General features: G+C 64.8%; 17 protein-coding genes. 5 read left to right on the top strand and 12 right to left on the bottom strand.

All coding sequences use genetic code 11. From position 1 onward, the window contains the following. The first annotated feature begins 241 nt into the window (after nucleotides 1-241). Entirely contained in the window at nucleotides 242-739 is a 498-nt protein-coding gene (locus VT84_RS40580) for a hypothetical protein (RefSeq protein ID WP_239465959.1), read from the top strand. Further along, a complete protein-coding gene (locus VT84_RS40575; RefSeq protein WP_239465958.1) occupies nucleotides 724-1,008 on the top strand; it encodes a tetratricopeptide repeat protein in 285 nt (94 codons plus the stop codon). Before VT84_RS40580 ends, VT84_RS40575 begins: the two co-directional genes overlap by 16 nt. A 228-nt stretch (nucleotides 1,009-1,236) precedes the next feature. Here the strand turns inward: VT84_RS40575 and VT84_RS06945 are convergent, their stop codons facing one another. From VT84_RS06945 to VT84_RS06925, 5 genes are all read right to left on the bottom strand, one after another. Continuing rightward, complete coding sequence (locus VT84_RS06945) at nucleotides 1,237-2,484, bottom strand: glycosyltransferase (protein WP_082839015.1); 1,248 nt, start codon at nucleotides 2,482-2,484, stop codon at nucleotides 1,237-1,239. Nucleotides 2,485-2,496: 12 nt separating this feature from the next. After that, nucleotides 2,497-3,096, bottom strand: coding sequence for a glycosyltransferase family 2 protein (locus VT84_RS06940; protein WP_082839014.1), 600 nt, complete (start codon nucleotides 3,094-3,096; stop codon nucleotides 2,497-2,499). Continuing rightward, nucleotides 3,089-4,123, bottom strand: coding sequence for a hypothetical protein (locus VT84_RS38215; protein WP_157469282.1), 1,035 nt, complete (start codon nucleotides 4,121-4,123; stop codon nucleotides 3,089-3,091). Before VT84_RS38215 ends, VT84_RS06940 begins: the two co-directional genes overlap by 8 nt. A gap of 743 nt (nucleotides 4,124-4,866) precedes the next feature. Beyond that, nucleotides 4,867-6,459 (bottom strand): chaperonin GroEL, encoded by a 1,593-nt coding sequence (groL, locus tag VT84_RS06930; RefSeq protein ID WP_082843232.1) that lies wholly within the window; start codon nucleotides 6,457-6,459, stop codon nucleotides 4,867-4,869. A gap of 325 nt (nucleotides 6,460-6,784) precedes the next feature. Then, nucleotides 6,785-7,339 carry a hypothetical protein gene (locus VT84_RS06925; RefSeq protein ID WP_082839012.1) on the bottom strand — a complete coding sequence of 185 codons (555 nt, stop codon included), beginning with the start codon at nucleotides 7,337-7,339 and terminating at the stop codon, nucleotides 6,785-6,787. A gap of 416 nt (nucleotides 7,340-7,755) precedes the next feature. Between VT84_RS06925 and VT84_RS06920 the strand changes: the two genes are divergently transcribed. Further along, a complete protein-coding gene (locus VT84_RS06920; protein WP_082839011.1) occupies nucleotides 7,756-7,989 on the top strand; it encodes a hypothetical protein in 234 nt (77 codons plus the stop codon). A 777-nt stretch (nucleotides 7,990-8,766) separates the two neighbouring features. On the opposite strand, the gene VT84_RS06915 is transcribed toward VT84_RS06920, so the two are convergent. The 3 genes from VT84_RS06915 to VT84_RS06905 form a co-directional block, all read right to left on the bottom strand. Then, a complete protein-coding gene (locus VT84_RS06915) occupies nucleotides 8,767-9,909 on the bottom strand; it encodes a glycosyltransferase family 87 protein (protein WP_082839010.1) in 1,143 nt (380 codons plus the stop codon). A 62-nt stretch (nucleotides 9,910-9,971) separates the two neighbouring features. Beyond that, a complete protein-coding gene (locus VT84_RS06910) occupies nucleotides 9,972-11,540 on the bottom strand; it encodes a phospholipid carrier-dependent glycosyltransferase (RefSeq protein ID WP_162271626.1) in 1,569 nt (522 codons plus the stop codon). Nucleotides 11,541-11,626: 86 nt separating this feature from the next. Then, on the bottom strand, nucleotides 11,627-12,835 hold the full coding sequence (locus VT84_RS06905; RefSeq protein WP_082839008.1) for an iron-containing alcohol dehydrogenase: 1,209 nt from the start codon (nucleotides 12,833-12,835) through the stop codon (nucleotides 11,627-11,629). A 130-nt stretch (nucleotides 12,836-12,965) separates the two neighbouring features. On the opposite strand from VT84_RS06905, the gene mog reads away from it, so the two are divergent. Further along, the gene (gene mog / locus VT84_RS06900) at nucleotides 12,966-13,487 is read left to right on the top strand and encodes a molybdopterin adenylyltransferase (protein WP_082839007.1); all 522 of its coding nucleotides are present in this window, start codon (nucleotides 12,966-12,968) and stop codon (nucleotides 13,485-13,487) included. A gap of 1 nt (nucleotide 13,488) precedes the next feature. Here the strand turns inward: mog and VT84_RS06895 are convergent, their stop codons facing one another. From VT84_RS06895 to VT84_RS06880, 4 genes are all read right to left on the bottom strand, one after another. Then, on the bottom strand, nucleotides 13,489-15,195 hold the full coding sequence (locus VT84_RS06895; RefSeq protein ID WP_082839006.1) for a putative ABC transporter permease subunit: 1,707 nt from the start codon (nucleotides 15,193-15,195) through the stop codon (nucleotides 13,489-13,491). A 337-nt stretch (nucleotides 15,196-15,532) separates the two neighbouring features. Then, entirely contained in the window at nucleotides 15,533-16,063 is a 531-nt protein-coding gene (locus tag VT84_RS06890) for a hypothetical protein (protein ID WP_082839005.1), read from the bottom strand. Nucleotides 16,064-16,221: 158 nt separating this feature from the next. Next, entirely contained in the window at nucleotides 16,222-16,965 is a 744-nt protein-coding gene (locus tag VT84_RS06885) for an ABC transporter ATP-binding protein (RefSeq protein WP_082839004.1), read from the bottom strand. Nucleotides 16,966-17,250: 285 nt separating this feature from the next. Next, nucleotides 17,251-18,129 carry a hypothetical protein gene (locus VT84_RS06880; RefSeq protein WP_082839003.1) on the bottom strand — a complete coding sequence of 293 codons (879 nt, stop codon included), beginning with the start codon at nucleotides 18,127-18,129 and terminating at the stop codon, nucleotides 17,251-17,253. Between the two features lie 260 nt (nucleotides 18,130-18,389). On the opposite strand from VT84_RS06880, the gene ald reads away from it, so the two are divergent. Next, nucleotides 18,390-19,493: an alanine dehydrogenase gene (ald, locus tag VT84_RS06875; RefSeq protein ID WP_052559217.1), complete on the top strand. Its 1,104-nt coding sequence runs from the start codon at nucleotides 18,390-18,392 to the stop codon at nucleotides 19,491-19,493. Nucleotides 19,494-19,540 lie beyond the last annotated feature (47 nt).

Below are 19,540 nucleotides of genomic sequence, written 5' to 3'. Positions count from 1 at the left end.
ACCCGTTCACCCTGTTCAACCTGGGGATGACGTACGCGGACGTGGGCGAGCCCGGGCGCGCGGCCGGGTACCTGGGGGACAGCCTGCGCAACTCCGCGCCCGGGGACTCGCACCGGCGCAAGGCGCACGCGCTGCTCGCGTACTGCCGCGCGGCCGCGGGGGACCGGGCCGGGCCCTGGGCGCGTGCGAGACCGGGCTCGCCGAGTGCCCGGGCGACCTCGAGCTCCGGTTCCGGCACGGGGTGCTGTTGCACGCGGCCGGGCGCCCGCGCGAGGCCGTCGCGGCGTACCACCGGGTGCTCGCGGCCCCCGGGGACCGGTACTTCGCGAGCCTGGACCGCGGGGTCACCGGGTTCAAGGCGCACCAGAACCTGGCCGCGGCGCACGCGGACCTGGGCGAGTGGGCCGAGGCCGAGGCCGCGTGGCGCGCGGTCGTCCGGGACGCACCCGGGTACCGGGCCGGGTGGCGCGGGTGGGGCGAGTTCCTGGTGCTCCGGGACCGGCTCGCCGAGGCCGACGAACTGGCCCGGGGCCTCGGCGCGGACCCCGCCCTGGCGCTCGAGGGGCACGTGCTCGCCGGGCGCGTGGCCGCGGCCCGGGGGACGGACCCGCGGCCCGGGCCGCGTGGGAGCGCGCGGCCGCGGGGGCCCCCGCGGACCCGGAACCGCTCCGGCTCCTGGCCCGCGAATACTTCGCGGCCGGGGCCGACGAACCGGCCGCACGCGTGCTCCGGGCCCTGACGGCTTTGGCCCCGCACGACCCGGCCGCGCACCACAACCTGGGCGCGGTGCTGCTCCGCTCGGACCGGGCCGCCGAGGCCGCCGGCGCGTTCCGGCGCGCGCTCGAGCTGCGCCCCGGGGCGCTCGAGACCCGGGTGTGCCTCGGGTACGCGCTGCGCGCGACCGGGGACCGGGCCGGGGCCGCCGGCGCGTGGCGCGCGGTCCTGGCCACCGCGCCCGACCACGCCGAGACCGCGGCCGCCTTGCGCGATCTAGGGGGCCTCGCGTGACCCGTTCGGTCCCGTACTGATCCCGGGTGCCCGGGGCTACGCGGCAGCGCCCGGGCCTCGTACCGCGGGACAACGCGCTTGGTCGAACGCGGGCATGGACGAGTCCCCGGGCAGGTAATCACGCGCCCGGCGGACCACTCTTTCACTGATCCGCCGTGGGTACGCACCGCGCGGTCGGGAACCGGGCCGTACTGACGGCCCTCCATTCGCTCGTGGCGACGGCCGCGCTCACCACGAGCCCGTTGTCCCTAATCGTGAGGTTTCCGGGCACCGGAGCAGGACGGCCTGATGCGGTTCCGCGTGCCCCGTAAACTCGGTGCGGTCGACGACCCGCGCGTTCCAACCACTCGAATCCCCGATCCAGAGGCCCGCCACCGGCAGGTCCTCGACCAGGGCGAGCAGTTGGGCCGGGGTGTACTCGCGGCAGTGGTGCGGGTTCGCGGCCCGGGACACGTTCCAGTTCGGGGTGGTCAGGAACACGAACCGGGTGGCCGCGCGGACCAGGGCCCCGACGAACCCCAGATCGTCCTCCACGTGCTCGAGCACGTCGAACGCGGTCACCACCCCGGCGTCGCCCTTCGGGAGCTCCGCGACCGGGCACGAGAGGTCGACCGGGAGCCCCGGTCCCGGGTCCTGGAGGCGCAGCCGCCCGGCCGCCGGGGCCAGGCGCAGGCGCGAGAACCCGAGACCGGCCCCGACGTCCAGCACGTCGGCCCCCGCGAACAGTCCCGCGGCGAGCTCGTGCCACCCGGCCTGACAGTCCTCGCGCCCGGCCCCGCCCCCGTGCCCGGCGAGATCGACCCAGTCCGCCTTGGCCGGCACCAACCGCAGCCCCGGGACATGCGCGCGAGCGACCCGGTACCCGGCGGCGTAGCAGTCGGCCAGGGGCAGGTCCGCGGGCGGGTGCGCGAAGTAGTGCGGGCTCGGGTGCCAGTGCACCTCCCGGTCCGGGTTGAGGGCGACCGTCTCGCAAATGAACGCCCCGTCGCCCCCGTGCATCTCGCCCCACCGGCCGAGCGGGATCCCGACCGGGTGAACCAGGTTCGGGGTCCCGACGTGCCCGTGGGCCAGAACCCGCGCCGTCCCCACCAGGTGCCCGTCCGCGTGGTGCACGAACGGGAACACGTGGAACGCGCCCGGGTGCGCGCGCAGGGCGCCTCGGACCCGGGCCAGGGCCCCGGGGAGCAGCACGTCGTCGTCGTCGGCGTGGGTCACGTACCCGGTCCGGACGAGGGGGAGGGTCCGGTTGCGCGGGGTGTGCCCCCAGTCCCGGTACGGGCCGCCCTCGAGGGCCACGTGGCGCCCCGGCAAACCCGCGCCGGCCCAGACCCGGGCCACGTCCCCGTGCCGGTCGTCACTGACCAGGAGCACCTCATCGCCCGGGAGCAGGTCCTGCTCGCGAACGCTCGCGAGCAGGCGCCCGAGCGTCGGGCGCCCGATACTCGGGATCAGAACACAAATCGATGTATCAGGCATGTGATCCCTTCGTCACCGCGCCCGGGCGCCCCACGGGCGCACCATGCACACGGGCTCCTCGCGCCACACCGGGCCGTCCGGAAAGTGCGCGCAGGTCTGCGCGCAAAAGTCGAAATCCCCGGCCCCCCACATCCCGTACCGCCCGAGCCGGGCCGGGTCGTTCGGGAACACGAGCATCGGGGTCCCCAGGTTCCCGACCTCGAGCACCGGGCGCGCCCACAACAGCGGGTTGAGCGGGTGCCCGGTCATCCGGAAGATGTGCGGGCGCCCCGGGTTCTCCCCGAGGGCCCGGCGCACGGCCGCGAGCGCCCCCGGGTGGTACTCGTCGTCGTCGTCCAGGGCCATCAGGTACGCGCCCCGGGCCAGGCGCGTGTCGAGCACCCAGTTGCGCGCGTGGTGCCCCCAGGTGCCCGTGGGTCCCGGGTTCTCGACGAACCGCCCCGGGAGCCCGAACTGCTCGAACAGCTCGCGCGCCACCGGCTGGGACCCGTCCCCGACCACGAGCACCTCGTCCCCGGGTCCCCACGCCTGCCCGCGCAGGGACCCCAGGGTCCGCGCGAGCGTCGGGCGCGAGATCGTCGCGATCACCACCGAGACGCTGAACTCACCCATAGCTGTACACCCCGTCCCGGTACTCCTGGTCCCACCCGCCCGTGTGGAAGTCCCCCGGGAGCGCGACCCCGAACCGGGCCGCGAGGGCCCGGTACTCGTCGGCCGCGTGGCTCTCGTGCCACAGGAACGCGCCGCCCGCGCGCCGGTCCACGGGCAGCGCGGGCCACGGCCAGTACACCCCGCCCAGGAGCTCGCGCACGAGCTCGAGGACCGCGGCCTCGGCCGGGAACCCGCCGTCCCGGCGCCCCCAGTACGCGCCCGGGGCGCACCGCCCGAGCACCCCGGGCCGGTGCCACGCGCCCACGTCCAGGAGCGCGGCCTCTGTCCGGAGCGGCCAGCGCGGTGCCCCCGAGGACGCCCGGGACGCCACCGGGAGCCCGGACGCGAGCAGCTCCCGGGCCCCGTCCTGAAGCCAGTACGCCCCGGTGAAGACCATGCGCTGGGACACCTTGGCCACGACTTCGAGCCCGCGCGCGGCCCCCCACATGACCCCCTTCCAGTACACCGCCAGGTCCCCCCCGGTGTGCCCGAGCCGGGTCGCGTTGGGCCACAGGTACACGTCCGGGTACCGGTCGCACACCGCGGCCAGCGCCGGCACCCCTTCCGGGTGGTCGGTGCTCACGAGCACCGGCACCGGCCCACACGTGGCGCGGGCCACCCGGATCTGGAGCTCGACCAGTTCGGGCCACTTGTACGACCCGATCGCCAACCCCACGCCCGGATCCCCCGGGCGCAGAGGGGCGACCGCGGAGCAGTAGTCCGGGCACCGCGCGCAGCACCGCTGGGCCCCGGAGCACGCCGCGAACCGGGTCGTGAGGTCCCCGTGGAGCGCGCACCGCAGGAGCGGGGACCCGCACGGTTGACCGGGCTCGCGTGAGCCCAAGTGGGCACACGGCGCGACCACGGGCGCCCCCCAGGTCAGGGGCCCCGGTCCGGGCGCGCCCGCGGGTACGCGTTCGTGTTCCCCGGTTTCCGGGAGCCCCCACAGGCGCTGGTACGCCCGCACGTGGGCGGCGAGCCAGCACACCCGGCACTCGTCTGCCGGCACCGGGTGCTGAGCGTGACACGGTTTCATGTGATGAAAAAATAGTAATTCCGAAGGTGACGATAAAAAACAAGATATTACCGTCGGGTGAGCCACGGATCAAGTTCCGGAACTCGAGAGCTACCCATTCGAGATTACGCCACGGTTTGCGGTGGGCTCTGCGACGTGGTGCAAGCGGGATAGGAAATGCGTGAGGTGCATACGTCGCAAGTGCAATGTGGGACGAATCATGAGCGCACCGCGCTTCCCGGCTGAGGAACACGACCGTTTGCGGGAACTGGCGGCCGAATGGGGCAAAATTGCCTCCAAGCGAGCGTTCGGGAATGACGGGGCCGGGGTTGGACGTGGATTTCCGCACAATGGAGCAGATCGCCACTGCGGCAGCCCAAGGGTTGACCGAAACGCGCGGGTGAGGGGGGCGTGATCTAATTTAAGAACGTGCGCTCTCTGCTCGTCGGTATTGAACTCGTGGTCACTGTAAGCTAATCGATACGCGATATCTCCGTCATATAATGATAATACATTCACAATAATTTGTTGCCGACTCGAACCTGTCACTACATACCGACTTCTCTGAACCAATTGGCGCAGCCAGAAACTGCGTTTAGCCCGAACGGGAGAATCCCGTAGTCGGCTATAAGGGTGGCGCCGTGCTTGCCTGCAACTGTCAGCATGGTGATTGCATCGGGCCGTAGTTAACCGTCATCCACTCGCTTGCGAATGGTTCAATACATGTCGTCGTAGGCGCCGGGGGCGGCGTCCTTCTTGCTTTCCTTCTTCTGCTCTTCGGCGATCATCGCGTCGGAGGTGAGGAGCAGCGTGGCGACGCTGGCGGCATTCTGGAGCGCGCTGCGGACCACCTTCGTCGGGTCGATGATGCCGGTTGCCACCATGTCCACGTAGCGGCCCGCGCGGGCGTCGTACCCGTAGTTCTTGTCGTCCTTGGCGAGCACTTCATTCGCGACCACGTTGCCGTCTTCGCCCGCGTTCTCTGCGATCTGCTTCACCGGCGCGCGGCACGCTTGCACGATGATCTTGTACCCGACCTTCTCGTCGTCGGTCAGGCTGGCGCCGGCCTTCAGACCGGTGCTGGCACGGAGCAGGGCCACGCCGCCGCCGGGCAGGGTGCCTTCCTGGTGCGCGGCCTTGGTCGCGTGCATCGCGTCCTCGACCCGCATCTTCTTTTCCTTCACTTCGCTCTCGGTCGCCCCGCCGACGTTGATCTTCGCGACCCCGCCGGACAGCTTCGCGACGCGCTCCTGGAGCTTTTCCTTGTCGTAGTCGCTGGTGCTCTTTTCCAGTTCCTTCTGGATGGTGGCGATGCGCTCCTTGATCGCCGCCTTCTTGCCGCCGCCCTCGATGACGGTGGTGTTGTCCTTGTCCACCTTGATCTTCTTGGCGGTGCCCAGGTCTTCGAGCGTAACGGTTTCGAGCTTCATGCCCAGGTCTTCAAAAATCGCGGTGCCGCCGGTGAGCACCGCGATGTCCTGGAGCATGGCCTTGCGGCGGTCGCCGTAGCCCGGGGCCTTCACCGCGCACACCTTGAAGGCGTAGTTCGACTTGATGACGTTCACCACGAGCGTGGCGAGCGCTTCGCCGTCGACTTCTTCGGCGATGATGAGGAGCGGCTTGCCCTGTTGGACGACCTTCTCCAGGATCGGGAGCATGTCACGGGCGGCGCTGATCTTCTTCTCGTACACGAGGACGTAGGCGTCTTCGAGTTCGCACTCCATCGTTTCGGAGTTGTTGATGAAGTACGGCGACAGGTAGCCGCGGTCGAACTGCATCCCCTCGACGAACTCGTAGTTCGTGTCGATGGTCTTGGCCTCTTCGACGGTGATGACGCCGTCCTTACCGACCTTGTCCATCGCCTCGGCCAGCTTCTTGCCGATGTCCGCGTCGCCGTTGGCGGCGACGGTGGCGACGTTCTCCAGGCCCTTCTTCCCGCCGACCGGGATGCTCATTTCCTTGAGCTTGGCGACGATGTCCTCGACGGCCTTTTCCATCCCGCGCTTCATGAGCATCGGGTTGGTGCCCGCGACGACGGCCTTCAGCCCCTCGTTGAAGATCGCTTCCGCGAGCACGGTCGCGGTGGTGGTACCGTCACCGGCCACGTCGGAGGTCTTCGACGCGACCTCCTTGACCATCGCGGCGCCCATGTTCTCGTAGTGGTCCGGGAGCTGGATCTCCTTCGCCACGGTCACGCCGTCCTTGGTGACGGTCGGGCTGCCGAACGACTTCTGGATGATGACGTTGCGGCCCTTCGGCCCGAGGGTGACATTCACCGCGCGGGCCAGTTTGCTGAAGCCGCGCTTCATGGCGGCGCGGGCTTCCTGGTCGAACGCGATCTGCTTGGGACCCACTCGGGGCGCAGCGGAGCGGTCCGCCGCGGCGCGATGGCCACTGCCAATTGCTGTTGCTGGGTTTGAAGAAGCGGGGGCCGCGAACACCAATTGCTCGCAGGTGAACTCGCTCGGGATCGGGACGGCCAGGCTGAGAAATCCATTGGAAATAGCCGTCTGGAGAACGGCCGCCTTCGCCCTCAATTCGGCGTCACTGGCAATCGCAACTTCCGTTGCGACTGCGCAATCGGTATCGACAACTGTGAACAGGTACCGGAAAAGCTCCTTGTCTCGCGTCGAGTCATTTGAAGCGGCCATGGTCACCTCCCACTATGCTCACGGGATTCTCCAGCAGAGTGATCGCGACGTGCTTTCTCAACACCCCACCAACGGCCTCGGCTGTTGTGAGGATGGCCTGCTTGGCATCGTTAAAAGAGGTTGGCGCGGCCGAGTCTGCTGCTGCCCTGATCGTCGCAGAGTCGAGATCGGATTCTGGGCATTCGATCAGTAAGTAGAAGGCGTAGATCTCGGATTCCTTCTGGCTGATTCCAGCCGATATGCCGTACTCACTAACAAGCGATCTGGTAGCGATTGGAAGCAAGTGTTTGAGCTTCGGGAGCAGCACGTCCGCTTCGACCTGAAGGGCGCTGGCAAATGTGTACAGCATATCAACGGACGGTATGGCAGCCTTCTTCGCTCGGGTGAGGTGTCCCCGGTTCCGGTTGATCGCGGCACTGAGTTGGGTCCAATTCCCTGGGGTTAGGCCAGAAGCTGCCCGCTGCGCGAGGATGCCGTTGATTGTGGGGGTGAAGAGCTCGGCGAAAGCGGTCGTGAACGCTTCCTTGATGGGGTTCACCCGGTCTCGATATACCCACCACTTTCGTGACAATCCCAGATACTGGTCTGGCGTCAACAAGAGGGGCTTTACCCCTTTTGGGCTGTTCGCCATGGCGTTCCCCCGCATCACGCCGGGTCAGGGCTACCGGAAACCGGTGCTGTAAGCCATTGGATCACCTCTTCAGTCCATTCGCAATGGCGCGCCCGGCGCGCTAGCGCGCCGGGCGCGAATGTTCAAATCCCGCGTGGCCGTCACAATGGATTAGTGACTGGGAAATGTGGCGGATGTTCTCTCGCCTTCCAGCCTCGGAAGGCAAAACAGGTAGTTGGCATCGAAGCAGGGGATGACGGGCGGTCCGATCTACCTCGGCGATTCGGCCAATTTTTCACACACCAGATAGTACCCGATGCATCTTCGGCCGAGAAGGAGAACTTATGGACACGGCTATTCTTGTTGGCGGGGCGGTGATGATCTTCGGCGCGCTGGTCCTCGGTACAGTGGCTATCGTCGCCCTCCTTCAGGGGGCAAAAGCTAGCGGCAGACTTGACGAGAACGGGATGTACTTGGCGGTAAGACCGTCGAGCGAGGCTGCTCAATCAGTGGGAGTAAACAACCCAAAACCGACGGTGAGAAACCGGGGAAAACAGCGAAAGAAGCGGTTGCTTTAGCGGACGATTCTCCGTTGCTCGAACAAACCACTCACCGGCCGACCTTGGTCCAGTCGCTATTCCGGTTGTAGCGGGATGCTATAAAGAAAAAATATCTTAATTATTGTTAGAATTTTTAATCTTATTATTTTTATACATAATTTTGTTCTTATGCACCATAAACGGTGCGGAAACGCTGTGAATTACATGTGAAACGACGAAGGGTGGTTCCCGCCCTTCGTATTGGTGTGTCACGAACCCGTTACTCGTCACGTAGTAAACCGGGCGTCATCTCCTCTCTTCCTTCAGGAGGTATTCGACCCGCTTGGCCGCCGCCTTCTCGTCACGCGCGCCGAACCCGCCAATGACGTGCCGTCGCGGCCGATGATCAGCGTGTGCGGGTACCCGCGGATGCCCAACTTATCGGCCAGCGCCCCCCGGCCGGCATTTTCGTCCTCACTCTCCTGCTTGCCGGACACGAGGGCCAGTGGCAGAGTTTGGCAGAGATGGCATTCCCAACCGTGCAAAATCCTGCAATAATGTGCAGGAAGTGCTGGGTACGGAGGCTTGATACCTGCCAGTGTAAGTACCGATAGAGATTGAATTTAAACGACATCCAGGTTTTGACGAGCATTCGTCTTCGGAACCGAGGGTTAGAGGTTCAAATCCTCTCGGGTGTACTCATAATCTCAAGCCCGCAGCGAGTTACAATGTTCGCTGTGTTTTTTTTACCGCCCCAGAATCGTCCCAGAATCAGTTGCCCTAGTTGTTCGTACCCTCTTCTCCCTTCTGATTTCCCTAACACTTTGCACGCCCCCAAAGGCACGTTACCAGCACGGCTGGCGCGACCCACCAGTATCCGTGCAATCCGCCGGGAACCGCGTATGTAGTGACGGTAATCGCGGCCTGCCACCACGCGATCGCAACTGCGGGAAGCCACGTTCCGTTCCGAACAAACCGAGCCGTCACCCAGAGTACGGGCAAGAGTAGTATCGGAAGGTCGAAGAGCCAGCCACCGTAAGGCGTTGCGAGAACCGATACGGCGCAGATTAGCGGCAGCGCGTGCGTCCAAGCCCACGTGTTTCCCTTGTACACTCGGTATCCCAGAAACCCGGCACACGCAACCACGCAGGGCACAAATTGAACCCAGAAGTGGCCCGGGGCGAGCCACATCCGCAGCCAGTAGGCCGGAACTGGTAGCGCCCATTCCGATAGCGGAACAGCCCCCTCTTCCGGAGTTCGCACGGCCGCGATAAACTGCGAAACGACGCGCGGGTTCGCCACCAGCGCGATCCCTAGGGCGAGCACGAGCACTGCACACCCGGCGCCGAGCGTCGCGCGCCCGCGTCGGGTAAGCACGTCAGTCACGAGCAGCACGCCGAACACCGCGAGCAGGTGCGGTTTGAGCGCGGTGAGTGCGGCACACGCACCGGCCGCGAGCGGCCGCTCGTTTTTCGTGAAGTGCACGAAACCGGCCAATCCCAGCAGAAGAAGCCCCGTATTTTGACCGTAACTGACCAGCCACCACGTCCCCACGAAGGAGAGCGCCACGAGCGCCGCGAACCAGCGGTGAACCGGGCAGTACGCGCGCCACAACAGATCACAAGCGACGAACACAGCAGCCAGTTGCAACCCGATCCACAGGAGCATGGCCCACCGCGGCGCGCAAGCGCCGAGGGGCATGTACAAGGCGAGTGCAGAGGGCGGGTTCCACATCATTACCGCGTCAGCGCGGGTCGGATCGGCGCGCTTCTGCTCAGCGAATAGTTCGGAAGGGTGGTACGGGTTCCCACCGCGCAGGTTTACGCGCCCGGCGGACCAGTACTCAAGAAAGTCGCGCGGTACGAGGAGCCCGGGCGTGCGCACGAGTCCGTCCGCAACGAACACGAGCACAACTCCACCCACGAGCAACACAAATGCCGAACGAAAGCGTGGTGACATAGTTCGGTCGAGCGGATCCTGATGGTTGTTCCTTGCCCCCCACCGGGGCTACCGCGATCGCGTCACTTCGCCGAGATCGCGCGCACACGTCGGACGGCCGCGGCGTCGCCGGTGAGATCAAAAACGTACAAGCTGCCACCGAGAATAGCCGTCGGCGCGCGCGCGCGCAACCAGGCAAACGTGTCCGGATCGTTCAAGTAAATGCCGAGCAAGTTATTCGCGCTCACGACAACGACCTGGCGCGGCGCGTCCGCGGGAACGAGTTCACCACCCGGGACACCTACGCGCCCGTATGCCGGTAACGGTTGATAGCGCATGCAGTAGGCTTCGGGTCGGTCGGTGCCGAAGTACGAGAGGTAGATCACGTCCGGTCCGTGTGCGTCGAGGTACGCCTTCAACGCGGGGAGCCCCTGCCCCCAATCCGCGTTGGAATCCGCGGCGAAACGAAGCCCGCCGCGCGGCCCACTGGCCAATTCGTTGAAATACGCGATCGGGTACGGGTCACTTCGCGCGGCCGAAGCACCCGCCCACACCAAGCAAAGTGCAAACAGAACTCGGCCTGCGACACGGCAACAAGCCCCGCCCGCCAGTCCCGCCGCAATGAGGTACAAGAACGGCAGAACGGGCAACACGACACGAATACCGAGATCGACCCGTGAGTACGATGCGAGGGCGAAGAATACGACCGCGGGTACGAGCAGGAGCGCGCTTCGTGGTACGCGAGTCAACCGGCCCGTAATGCCCACGAGCAGCACACCCGTGAGTAACCCGAGCGGCAGCTTCAGGGGCAGAAGAACCAAGAAATAGTGGTACCAACCGGCGCGCGAGAGTTCGCCGTTGAGGTACATCACCCCGCCACCGTGCGCGGCGCGCGTAAGCTGAAACTTCAGTCCGCGCCCCCACTGGTCGAAGTGGACGAAGCCGTAAGTCGCGGCGAGCGTCACGAGCCCAATCAGTCCCAGCCGGAACGTGAACTCGATAAGCGCGCGCCCACGGGGGGCGTCGGGCGAAGCGTTCGGTAACGCGAGCCTTCCGCCCCTGAGCACGAACACCGCCCCGGCCGCACCGAGCCCCAGAACGACCGCCAGTGCCGAGAACTTCGCCCCGAGTGCGAGCCCCAGAGCCACGCCCGCACCAACTAGCAACCCGCGCGACGGTGCGGCCGCGTACTCCCACACGAAGTAGCACGCGAGCAGCGTAAACAACGTCAGCCCAACGTCGGTGGAGAGGACACACGAGAGCGCGAGTAAATTTGGGTCACACACCGCGAATCCCACCGCTCCGGCGCCCGCGAGACACGACCCCCACAGTCGAAACGCCCACCACCCCGCCAACAGAACCACACACACACCCAGTGCCAGATTGACGCGGCGCGCCGGTGTCAGCAGTTCGTTCGGTGCCCGCCCCGATTGGAAGAGGAAGGCGTTCCCGACGTGCCAGTGATCGTTGTTGGTTTCACCCGCAACGTCATACGGGTACGGCGGGTTCGCACCGAACACGAGTGGCGCGGCCCAGAGCATTTTCAAGAACGGCGGGTGCTCGCGGTTGAGCCGAACGCTGCCCGTCACCCAATACGAATAACCGGCCGCGAGGTGGGCCGGTTCATCAAACGTTGGTCCGTTCGCAGCCATGAAACGCTCGCCGCGGCTCCAAAACCACGCCACAAGCGCGACACAAACAGTAATTGCAAACAGGCCGCGAGTGTTCATGCGGTAGCTTAGAACGCAGCCCGGTAGATGCCGAGAATATCGTCCTCGCTCTGCGGCATCCGCGGGTTCACGCGCATCAGCCGCTTGATGGCGAACGCCTTCGACGCGAACCCGGGCAGCATGGCTTCGGTCACGCCAATGTCACGCAGGCGCAGCGGAATACCAATGTCTGCACGAAGTTGCTCGATCGCAGAGATCGTTTTTTCGGCGAGTACCTCGTCCGAAGTCGTGCCAGTTTCACCCAGCAAAGCGCGACCGATTTCAGCCGTTTCGCGCACACGCTTTTCCAGGTTGAAGCGCATTACGAACGGCAGCAGCAGCCCGTTCCCGGCTCCGTGCGAAACGTGAACCGCTCCGCCGACCGGGTACTCCATCGCGTGAACGAGGGCGACGCCCGCGTTCGAGAACGCGAGCCCACCGAGAGTTGCGGCCAGCGCCATGCCGTCGCGTGCTTCAAGATTGTTCCCGTCCTTCACCGCGCGCCTCAAATGCGTCCCGACGAGTCGAAACGTCTCACGCGCCATTGAGTCCGCCATCGGGTTCTTGCCCTGATAAACGGTCTTCTCACCGCTCGGCAGCGGGAACTCATCGTTGTGAACGGCGCAGAAGCCCTCGATCGCGTGCGTGAGGGCGTCGATACCGGAATCGGCCGTCACCTTCGGCGGGCAGCTCACGGTGAACAGCGGGTCGACGATCGCGAACGCGGGCCGCAGGAACGGGCTGAGGCAGCTCACCTTGATGTGGTTCGCGGTGTCGGTGAACACGGCCGCCGCAGAGACTTCCGACCCGGTGCCGGCCGTCGTCGGGACGCAGATGAGCGGCTTGACCGGTCCCGGTACGCGGCAATCGCCGGTGTAATCGAGCGGGTCGCCGCCGTGGGCCAGGATCATCGACACGAGTTTGGCCGTGTCGATGTTGCTCCCCCCGCCCAAACCAATGACAACATCGGGATCGAAGGCCCGCGCTGCTGCGACGCACTCGCGCACGAGTTCCACGCCCGGTTCCGGCGTGATCTTGTCGAAGTGCGCGAACGCCACGTTCCCCGCGGTGAGCGGCTCGGTCGTTTGTGCGAGCAAGCCCACCTTCACCAGAACGGAATCCGTCACGATGAACGCGCGCTTCGCGCCGAGCCGCTCGCACGCTTCGCGGAGGTGGACGCGGACCGCGTTCCGGCCGAAGAACAGTGCGCCGGCGGAGGAGAAGGACCAGGTGCGCATGATGAAGATTCGGGTTCGGGATGGAAATTCGGGGCGCGAGAGTGCGAGTCTCGGGACACCGGGCGGTTATACTACACGGTGTGCGATCGCTCACGCGGTTCTTTCCCCGAATCCCGACCCGACCCCTCCCATGCGCATCGGCATCCTCACCGTTTCCGATCGGGCCAGTCACGGCGTGTACGAAGATCGCGGCGGCCCGGCGATCCGCGAGTGCCTGACCGAGTTCCTCTCGTGCGAATGGCAGCCGCACGCGCTGGTGATCCCGGACGAGCAGGAGCACATCGAAGCGACCCTCAAAGCCATGAGCGACGACGAGGGGTGCTGCCTCATCGTTACCACCGGCGGCACCGGCCCCGCCAAGCGCGACGTGACCCCCGAAGCGACCGAGGCCGTGTGCGAAAAGATCCTGCCGGGGTTCGGCGAACTCATGCGCCAAGTTTCGCTGAAATCTGTGCCCACCGCGATCTTGTCGCGTCAAACGGCGGGAATTCGCGGAAAAACACTCATTGTGAACCTCCCCGGCAAGCCGTCCGCGATCCGCGAGTGCCTGCTCGCGGTGATGCCCGCGATCCCCTACTGCGTCGACCTGATCGGTGGACCGCTCCTGACCACAAACGAGGCCGTGGTGAAAGCGTTCCGGCCCAAAGGCTGATTCAGAACTCCATTTCGCGCAGCGACCGTGCCCCGTAGCGCAGCGGTAACACGGTCGCGAGCATACCAATAATCAGCCCGATCGGGATGCCCACAAACACCCACGGGTTGATTTTCGCCGCGCCCCCCTTCGCGAGCTGCGTGACGTGGAACGGAACCACCATCACACCGATTACAGTGACGAGGAACGCCAAACCCATCACCATGTTCACGGTGCCGCCGAACCCGACCACGATCTTCGACGGGTCCGTTTCTCGGAACGTCGGCAGGTAGGCGCCCAACCCCACGTTCAGCGCACTCAGGCCGATTGCGACCACCGCGACCGCGACCGCGTGCAGTAGTAGAGCCTCTGCGGGGAGTGTGAGTAATAAATCACTCACCAGAATGAGAGTCTCGGCCACGATCAGTGCCCCGGTCGCGGCGAACGCGAACTTCCCCCACAGAATCTGATCGCGGCTGACCGGCGTGAGGCCCAGAATCCAGAACTTCCGCCCCTCCAATGAGATCAGCGGGAAGATGAACCGGCTCAAGCCGGCACACATTAGAATCGCGGTCCCGCAGAGGTTCATGAGGCTGATCGCGTACTTGTCCATGATCCCGATATCGGCGGAGTAATACTGGCGGAAGTTGCTAGCCCCGATCAGCATGAGCACCGCGAAAATGGCGAGCACGGCCCACTGCGTCGGGTCGCGCCGGAACGTGCGGAAGTCCTTCACCACGAGCACGCGGGTCCGTTTGTCGAAGTACCACACGAGCAGTTCCATCACCCGGTCGAGCGGGCTGGTACCGTAAATCTTCTTCCCGCGCCCGAACGCCGAAATGCGATCGTACCCGGTGCGGTAAACGCGCCGCGCGACCCACGCCGCGAACACGAAGAGCAGAAGCCCGTTGCTCCAGACCTGCGCGAGCGGGACGAGCGCCCCACTCACGTTCCCGCGGGCCGCGGCCATCAACCCGCTCGTCATCCAGTGGCTCGGCGAAAAGCTGCTCCGCAGCAAACTGAACTGCCCGATCAGGTCGTCCAGTTCCCGGCCGCTCGTCACGAGCGACTTTCTCAAACTCAGCACCACCCGGTACCCCCACACCACGAGCGCGAGCACGAAAACGAGGGCGACGAGCGCGAAGAACTGTTTGCGGTTCCGGGGCATGTACCGCACAAGCAACAAGCACACCGCGGCTGATATGGAGCCGGGCAGGAGCACGTAACCGAACAGGTACGCGGGCAAGAGCGGGTAGAAGTACCACGGCACGCTCGACATGATGCCGTAGGCCACGAAGACCGGCAGCCCGAGTACCACGAAGCCCCACGAACTGAACGTCACCGCGGCCTGGAACTTCGTCGCGAAGATCTGATCCGCGCGCGCCGGCGAGCAGAGCAAGAACCGCGCTTCCGGGCTGGTGAACAGGCTCGCGTAGAGGATGATCCCGGTCGAGAAAATGAGCATCGTACCGAGCGTGAAGAACAGCAGGTCGAAGAGCGCTTCGACGATGGCCCCCTTGAACGGGATGTTGTTGACCGCGAGCTGGTTGAACAGGTACAGGCTCACCGCGAACGTGAACGCGGCCACCACCCCGCTCGTGGCGATCATGGTGAACAGCCGCACGCGACCGTTTTCGAGTGCGACGCGCAAACCGTTGCGAAACAGTTGCGCGCGGAGGCGCCGAAACAGCGCCCCCTGATCGGCGACCGCGGGAATTTCCGCACCCATGTTCGACTCCCCACAGCATTCCGTCAGCGAGACTAACAAATGCTAACATTTCCGGACGTTCGGGCCGGCGCCATCGCCGCAACCACTAATTTGACAACCACTTGGCACGAAACCATCGCCTCGAACCACTCGAAACAGGCTAACATCCGCTAACAACCCGATTCAAAACATCCATTTTTGGCGAACGGCTGCTAACAACCACAATCAATATCGCCCTCAAACAAGAGGTTATTGCTCTCCGTTTACTAGCAGGCTCGCACCGGTCGTTCGCCCAATCTCCGCCCCAACGCACCAGGAATTAATCAATTGTATACTAGTGAACAAGAAAAGCAAAAGATTATTCCCTTTCAAGAGCTATCGGATATGGCATCGAAACGCCGGTCGTTGCATCGGGGAACAGCCGCCCCGATTTCGCAATCGCGTAGGCGAGTATCTGGTCCGTGGTCAGTTCAACGTAGAGCAGTGATTCGTTGTTGAACCAGTGATTGGGCCAGTAGAGCAAATCGGACACGTTCGCGTTCGGCAGATTGGTTTCCAGCCAGTTCAGGTAGTACGTCGCGACCGCTTCGGACAACTCCTGATCCGTCACCGATCGCAGCACCTGACGTAACTCTGCGTAGGTCAAATCGGGCACAAATGCCGGGGCACCGAGCAGCATTCCACCAACGAACGTCTCAACATCCATCGATCCGTAATACGACCGAACGTCGGACTGCGTGTACAGCGTTCCCGCTCGCGTGTTCCACCGGTCGAGGAGCGGGACCAGTTCGTCGGAAGTCGCGTCCTCGATCCGGTGGCACAGCGCGATGTACTCGCGGAACTCCTCGACCGATGGCGGCGGCGGACGCAAGCGCGGCGGTACGGGCATGGGGCACCTGCGGCAAAAGCCAGCCAACCACCCGCTGTTTTTGCTCGTGGCACAGGCCTCCGGCCTGTGTAAGCGCCTCGACAGGCCAGAGGCCTGTGCCACCAAACAAAGGCGCAAATCCATTAACAGCACATCACACCAAACCCAACTCACAGAACTCAGACCGTCGCGGCTTCTGCCGGAGTTTCTTCAGTGATCTTCATGAACAAATCTTCCAGGCTGCCGTCCTGGTTCGCCTGTTTGCGCAGGTCGGTCATGGTGCCGCACCCGAGGAGCTGACCGCGGTCCAAGATCCCGATGCGGTCGGCGAGTTCCTGGGCGATGTCCAGCGTGTGCGTGCTGAGGAACACCGTCATTCCCCCAGCCGCGAGCTTGCGGAGCAGCACTTTGAGTTCGCGGATACTTTTCGGGTCGAGACCCACCGTCGGCTCGTCGGCGATCAGCAGTTTCGGCTCGTGAACGAGCGCGGCGGCGAACACGGTGCGCTGGCGCATGCCGTGCGAGTAGCGCTCGGTGAGGTCGTCCACGAACTCGTCGAGGTGAAAGAGGTCGATCACCTCTTCGATCTTGTCCGCCGTGCGCGCGGCCGGCATCGCGTAGAGATCGGCCGTGAATTGGAGGAACTCGCGCCCGGTCAGTTTCTCATAAAGGAACGGCTGATCGGGCACGTAACTGACAAGCGCCCGGGCGTGATCGCCCTGCGCACGCACATCGAACCCGCCGATGCTGACGCTCCCCGTTGTGGGGTAGAGCAATCCGCAAAGCATCTTGATGGTGGTCGTCTTCCCGGCCCCGTTCGGTCCGAGGAAGGCGAACAGTTCACCCGCGGGGACGTGCAAATTGAGATCCCGCACCGCGACCTTCGGGCCGTAGAGCTTCGTGACGTTGTCGATTCGGATCATGGCGAGCAGCTCCAACTCTCCGGAGGGAGGATAGTTACTTCACGAAGGCAACCTAACCCCCTACCCCCCTTCCCTAAGAAGGGGGAACAGAACTCCTCCCCCAAACGGAGAGGGGCTTAAAACCGTCACCGATTGTTTTGTGCCTACTGTATTTGGTTCTGTTCCCCCTTCCTTCTTAGGGAAGGGGGGTAGGGGGTTAGGTTGCCTTTCCTCCCCCTTCCCTTCAGGGAGGGGGGCCGGGGGGTAGGTTCTTCGAGGGCGCCCCAGGAGGTAGGTTCCTTCACGCTAGTCCTCCCGGTCGAACATGAGCGACTCGCCGCCCTCAGACGCTTCCTGGCGCAGCACCTTGCCGTCGGCGACTTGCACCCAAGTGCGCGCGATCACGTCCGCGTCCCGCCGGTACTCGATCACCCAGCACGCGATGTCCTGCTTCTGCCAGCGCAGGTTTTGCGGCGCGCTATCCACTTCTGCGATCAGCGCCGCTTTAGGTTTGGGCGCGCCGAAGGTGATTCCGCTCTTGGCGATCTGCTTGCGAATCAGGTCACCAAGCGCGTCCTGGAGCGGGTTGTACTCGTGAACGACCCACGAACGCATCCCGCCGTGTACGTATGCGATCCGGTTCACCGGTTGGAGCGGGTTCAGCGGTTGCCCCTGTTTCACTTCCACCGGGTCGAGGTCGCTCGCGATCGTGAGGAGGGGGCTTTTCAGTTCGGCGCGCCCGGTCAGCTTGTTGTTTTTGACCTGCCCCCGCACATCGATCTCGCCCTCAATTGTGATGCCGCGATAAATCGCTTTGACCTTCGCCGTCATGCCCTGCTCTTTGAGGTCGCCGGCCCGGGTCATGCGCACATCAGAAATGGCTTCCGGAACTTCGAGCGTGAGTCCGGCCTGTTCGAGTTTGAGGTTGGTGTAACGGTAGGTGAACTGAAAGGCGTCGTCCGAGTCGTGGTACTTCATGAGAGTCGTGAGTTTACCGACCGATTGCCCGTTGCGGTACAGCGTCCACCGCGCGGGGACGTTCTGTTTGGCCTCGTCCGCGAGTTCGATCGAGACCGGCGGCGGGCCGGACGCGAACAGGCGCGGCCACAGGTCGCGGTACGCGATGTAGACAGTTGTGGCGAGCCAGAACACGACGATGCCCGCAACGGCGGAACGCGGCGGCATGATAAAGCACCCGTGACCCGAACCAACAAGACGTGAACACCAGATTGGCTCAGAGAGCCTTCTCAATCCTAGACATTTGACGCCGTGCGGGACAAGGCATTTCATCGTGAGAGCCGTTCCCCTTGTTTCACTTCTCCGCGGGTTCCTAAATCAATAGTTCCGGGTCCACGAATTCCGAGTTCCGTGTGGAGCGGCCGGTCACAACGATCGGTCGGCCGCCCCAGCCTCAGAACGTGAACCTTCGATTTCCGAGGTCTGTCATGATTGTCGGCGTCCCCAAAGAAGTGAAGCAAGACGAGTACCGCGTCGCGATGGTGCCGGCGGGCGTGGAAGAACTCACCCGGGCCGGCCACACCGTGCTCATCCAGTCCGGCGCCGGGTCGGGCTCCGGTATCAGCGACGAGCAGTACGTCGCCACCGGCGCGGAGATCGTCGCGAGCGACGCCGACGTTTGGAAGCGGGCGGAACTCATTGTGAAGGTGAAGGAGCCGATGCGGGCCGAGTGGGAGCACATGCGCAGCGGGCAGACCGTGTTCACGTACTTCCACTTCGCCGCGGACAAGCACCTGACCGAAGCCGTCATCAAGTCCGGCATCACCGCGATCGCCTACGAAACCATCAAGGACGCGAAGGGCACGCTCCCGCTCCTCACGCCGATGAGCGAGGTGGCCGGGCGCATGAGCATTCAGGAAGGCGCGAAGTACCTGGAACGGCCGTTCGACGGGCGCGGGATTTTGCTCGCGGGCGTCCCCGGGGTGCCCCCGGCCACGGTGTCCGTCATCGGCGCCGGGATCGTCGGCGCGAACGCAGCTCGGGTCGCGGCCGGGTTGGGCGCGAACGTGTTCATCCTCGACGTGAACCTCGACCGCCTGCGGTACATCGACGACGTGATGCCGCAGAACGTGACGACCGTGTTCAGCAACCGGCTGAACATCATGGACTGCCTCCAGCAATCGGACCTCGTGATCGGCGCCGTGCTCATTCCGGGCGCCAAGGCCCCGCACCTCGTCCGGCGCGAAGACCTCAAGAAGATGCCCCCGCGGGCGGTCATCATCGACGTGGCCATCGACCAAGGCGGGTGCTTCGAGACGAGCCTGCCGACGACCCACGCGAAGCCGACGTACATCGTGGACGACATCGTTCACTACTGCGTGACGAACATGCCCGGCGCGGTGGGCCGCACGAGCACCTACGCGCTCACCAACGTGACGCTCCCCTACGCGCTCCAACTCGCGAACAAGGGACCGGAGCGGGCGGTCAAGGAAAACGCGGCGCTGCTCGCGGGCGTCAACATTAAGGCCGGCCAGGTGACCAACGCCGCTGTCGCCGAAACCTTCGGCCTGGAGTGCGTCTCGGCGGTGTAATGGCGAACCCCGCACGCCAGTGCGGTGGGTGTACACAGCGCCGCGGG

The organism is Gemmata sp. SH-PL17 (genome assembly GCF_001610855.1).
Classification (GTDB): Bacteria; Planctomycetota; Planctomycetia; order Gemmatales; family Gemmataceae; genus Gemmata; species Gemmata massiliana.
Note: the sequence above shows the minus strand (reverse complement) of the source record. Positions and strands in the feature narration are given on the sequence as shown.

Coding starts and splice junctions, on each gene's coding strand:
- VT84_RS06945 (WP_082839015.1), bottom strand. CDS start 2,484: ATGCCTGATACATCGATTTGTGTTCTGATCCCGAGTATCGGGCGCCCG.
- VT84_RS06940 (WP_082839014.1), bottom strand. CDS start 3,096: ATGGGTGAGTTCAGCGTCTCGGTGGTGATCGCGACGATCTCGCGCCCG.
- groL (WP_082843232.1), bottom strand. CDS start 6,459: ATGAAGCGCGGCTTCAGCAAACTGGCCCGCGCGGTGAATGTCACCCTC.
- VT84_RS06920 (WP_082839011.1), top strand. CDS start 7,756: ATGGACACGGCTATTCTTGTTGGCGGGGCGGTGATGATCTTCGGCGCG.
- VT84_RS06915 (WP_082839010.1), bottom strand. CDS start 9,909: ATGTCACCACGCTTTCGTTCGGCATTTGTGTTGCTCGTGGGTGGAGTT.
- VT84_RS06910 (WP_162271626.1), bottom strand. CDS start 11,540: ATGGCTGCGAACGGACCAACGTTTGATGAACCGGCCCACCTCGCGGCC.
- VT84_RS06905 (WP_082839008.1), bottom strand. CDS start 12,835: ATGCGCACCTGGTCCTTCTCCTCCGCCGGCGCACTGTTCTTCGGCCGG.
- mog (WP_082839007.1), top strand. CDS start 12,966: ATGCGCATCGGCATCCTCACCGTTTCCGATCGGGCCAGTCACGGCGTG.
- VT84_RS06895 (WP_082839006.1), bottom strand. CDS start 15,195: ATGGGTGCGGAAATTCCCGCGGTCGCCGATCAGGGGGCGCTGTTTCGG.
- VT84_RS06890 (WP_082839005.1), bottom strand. CDS start 16,063: ATGCCCGTACCGCCGCGCTTGCGTCCGCCGCCGCCATCGGTCGAGGAG.
- VT84_RS06885 (WP_082839004.1), bottom strand. CDS start 16,965: ATGATCCGAATCGACAACGTCACGAAGCTCTACGGCCCGAAGGTCGCG.
- VT84_RS06880 (WP_082839003.1), bottom strand. CDS start 18,129: ATGCCGCCGCGTTCCGCCGTTGCGGGCATCGTCGTGTTCTGGCTCGCC.
- ald (WP_052559217.1), top strand. CDS start 18,390: ATGATTGTCGGCGTCCCCAAAGAAGTGAAGCAAGACGAGTACCGCGTC.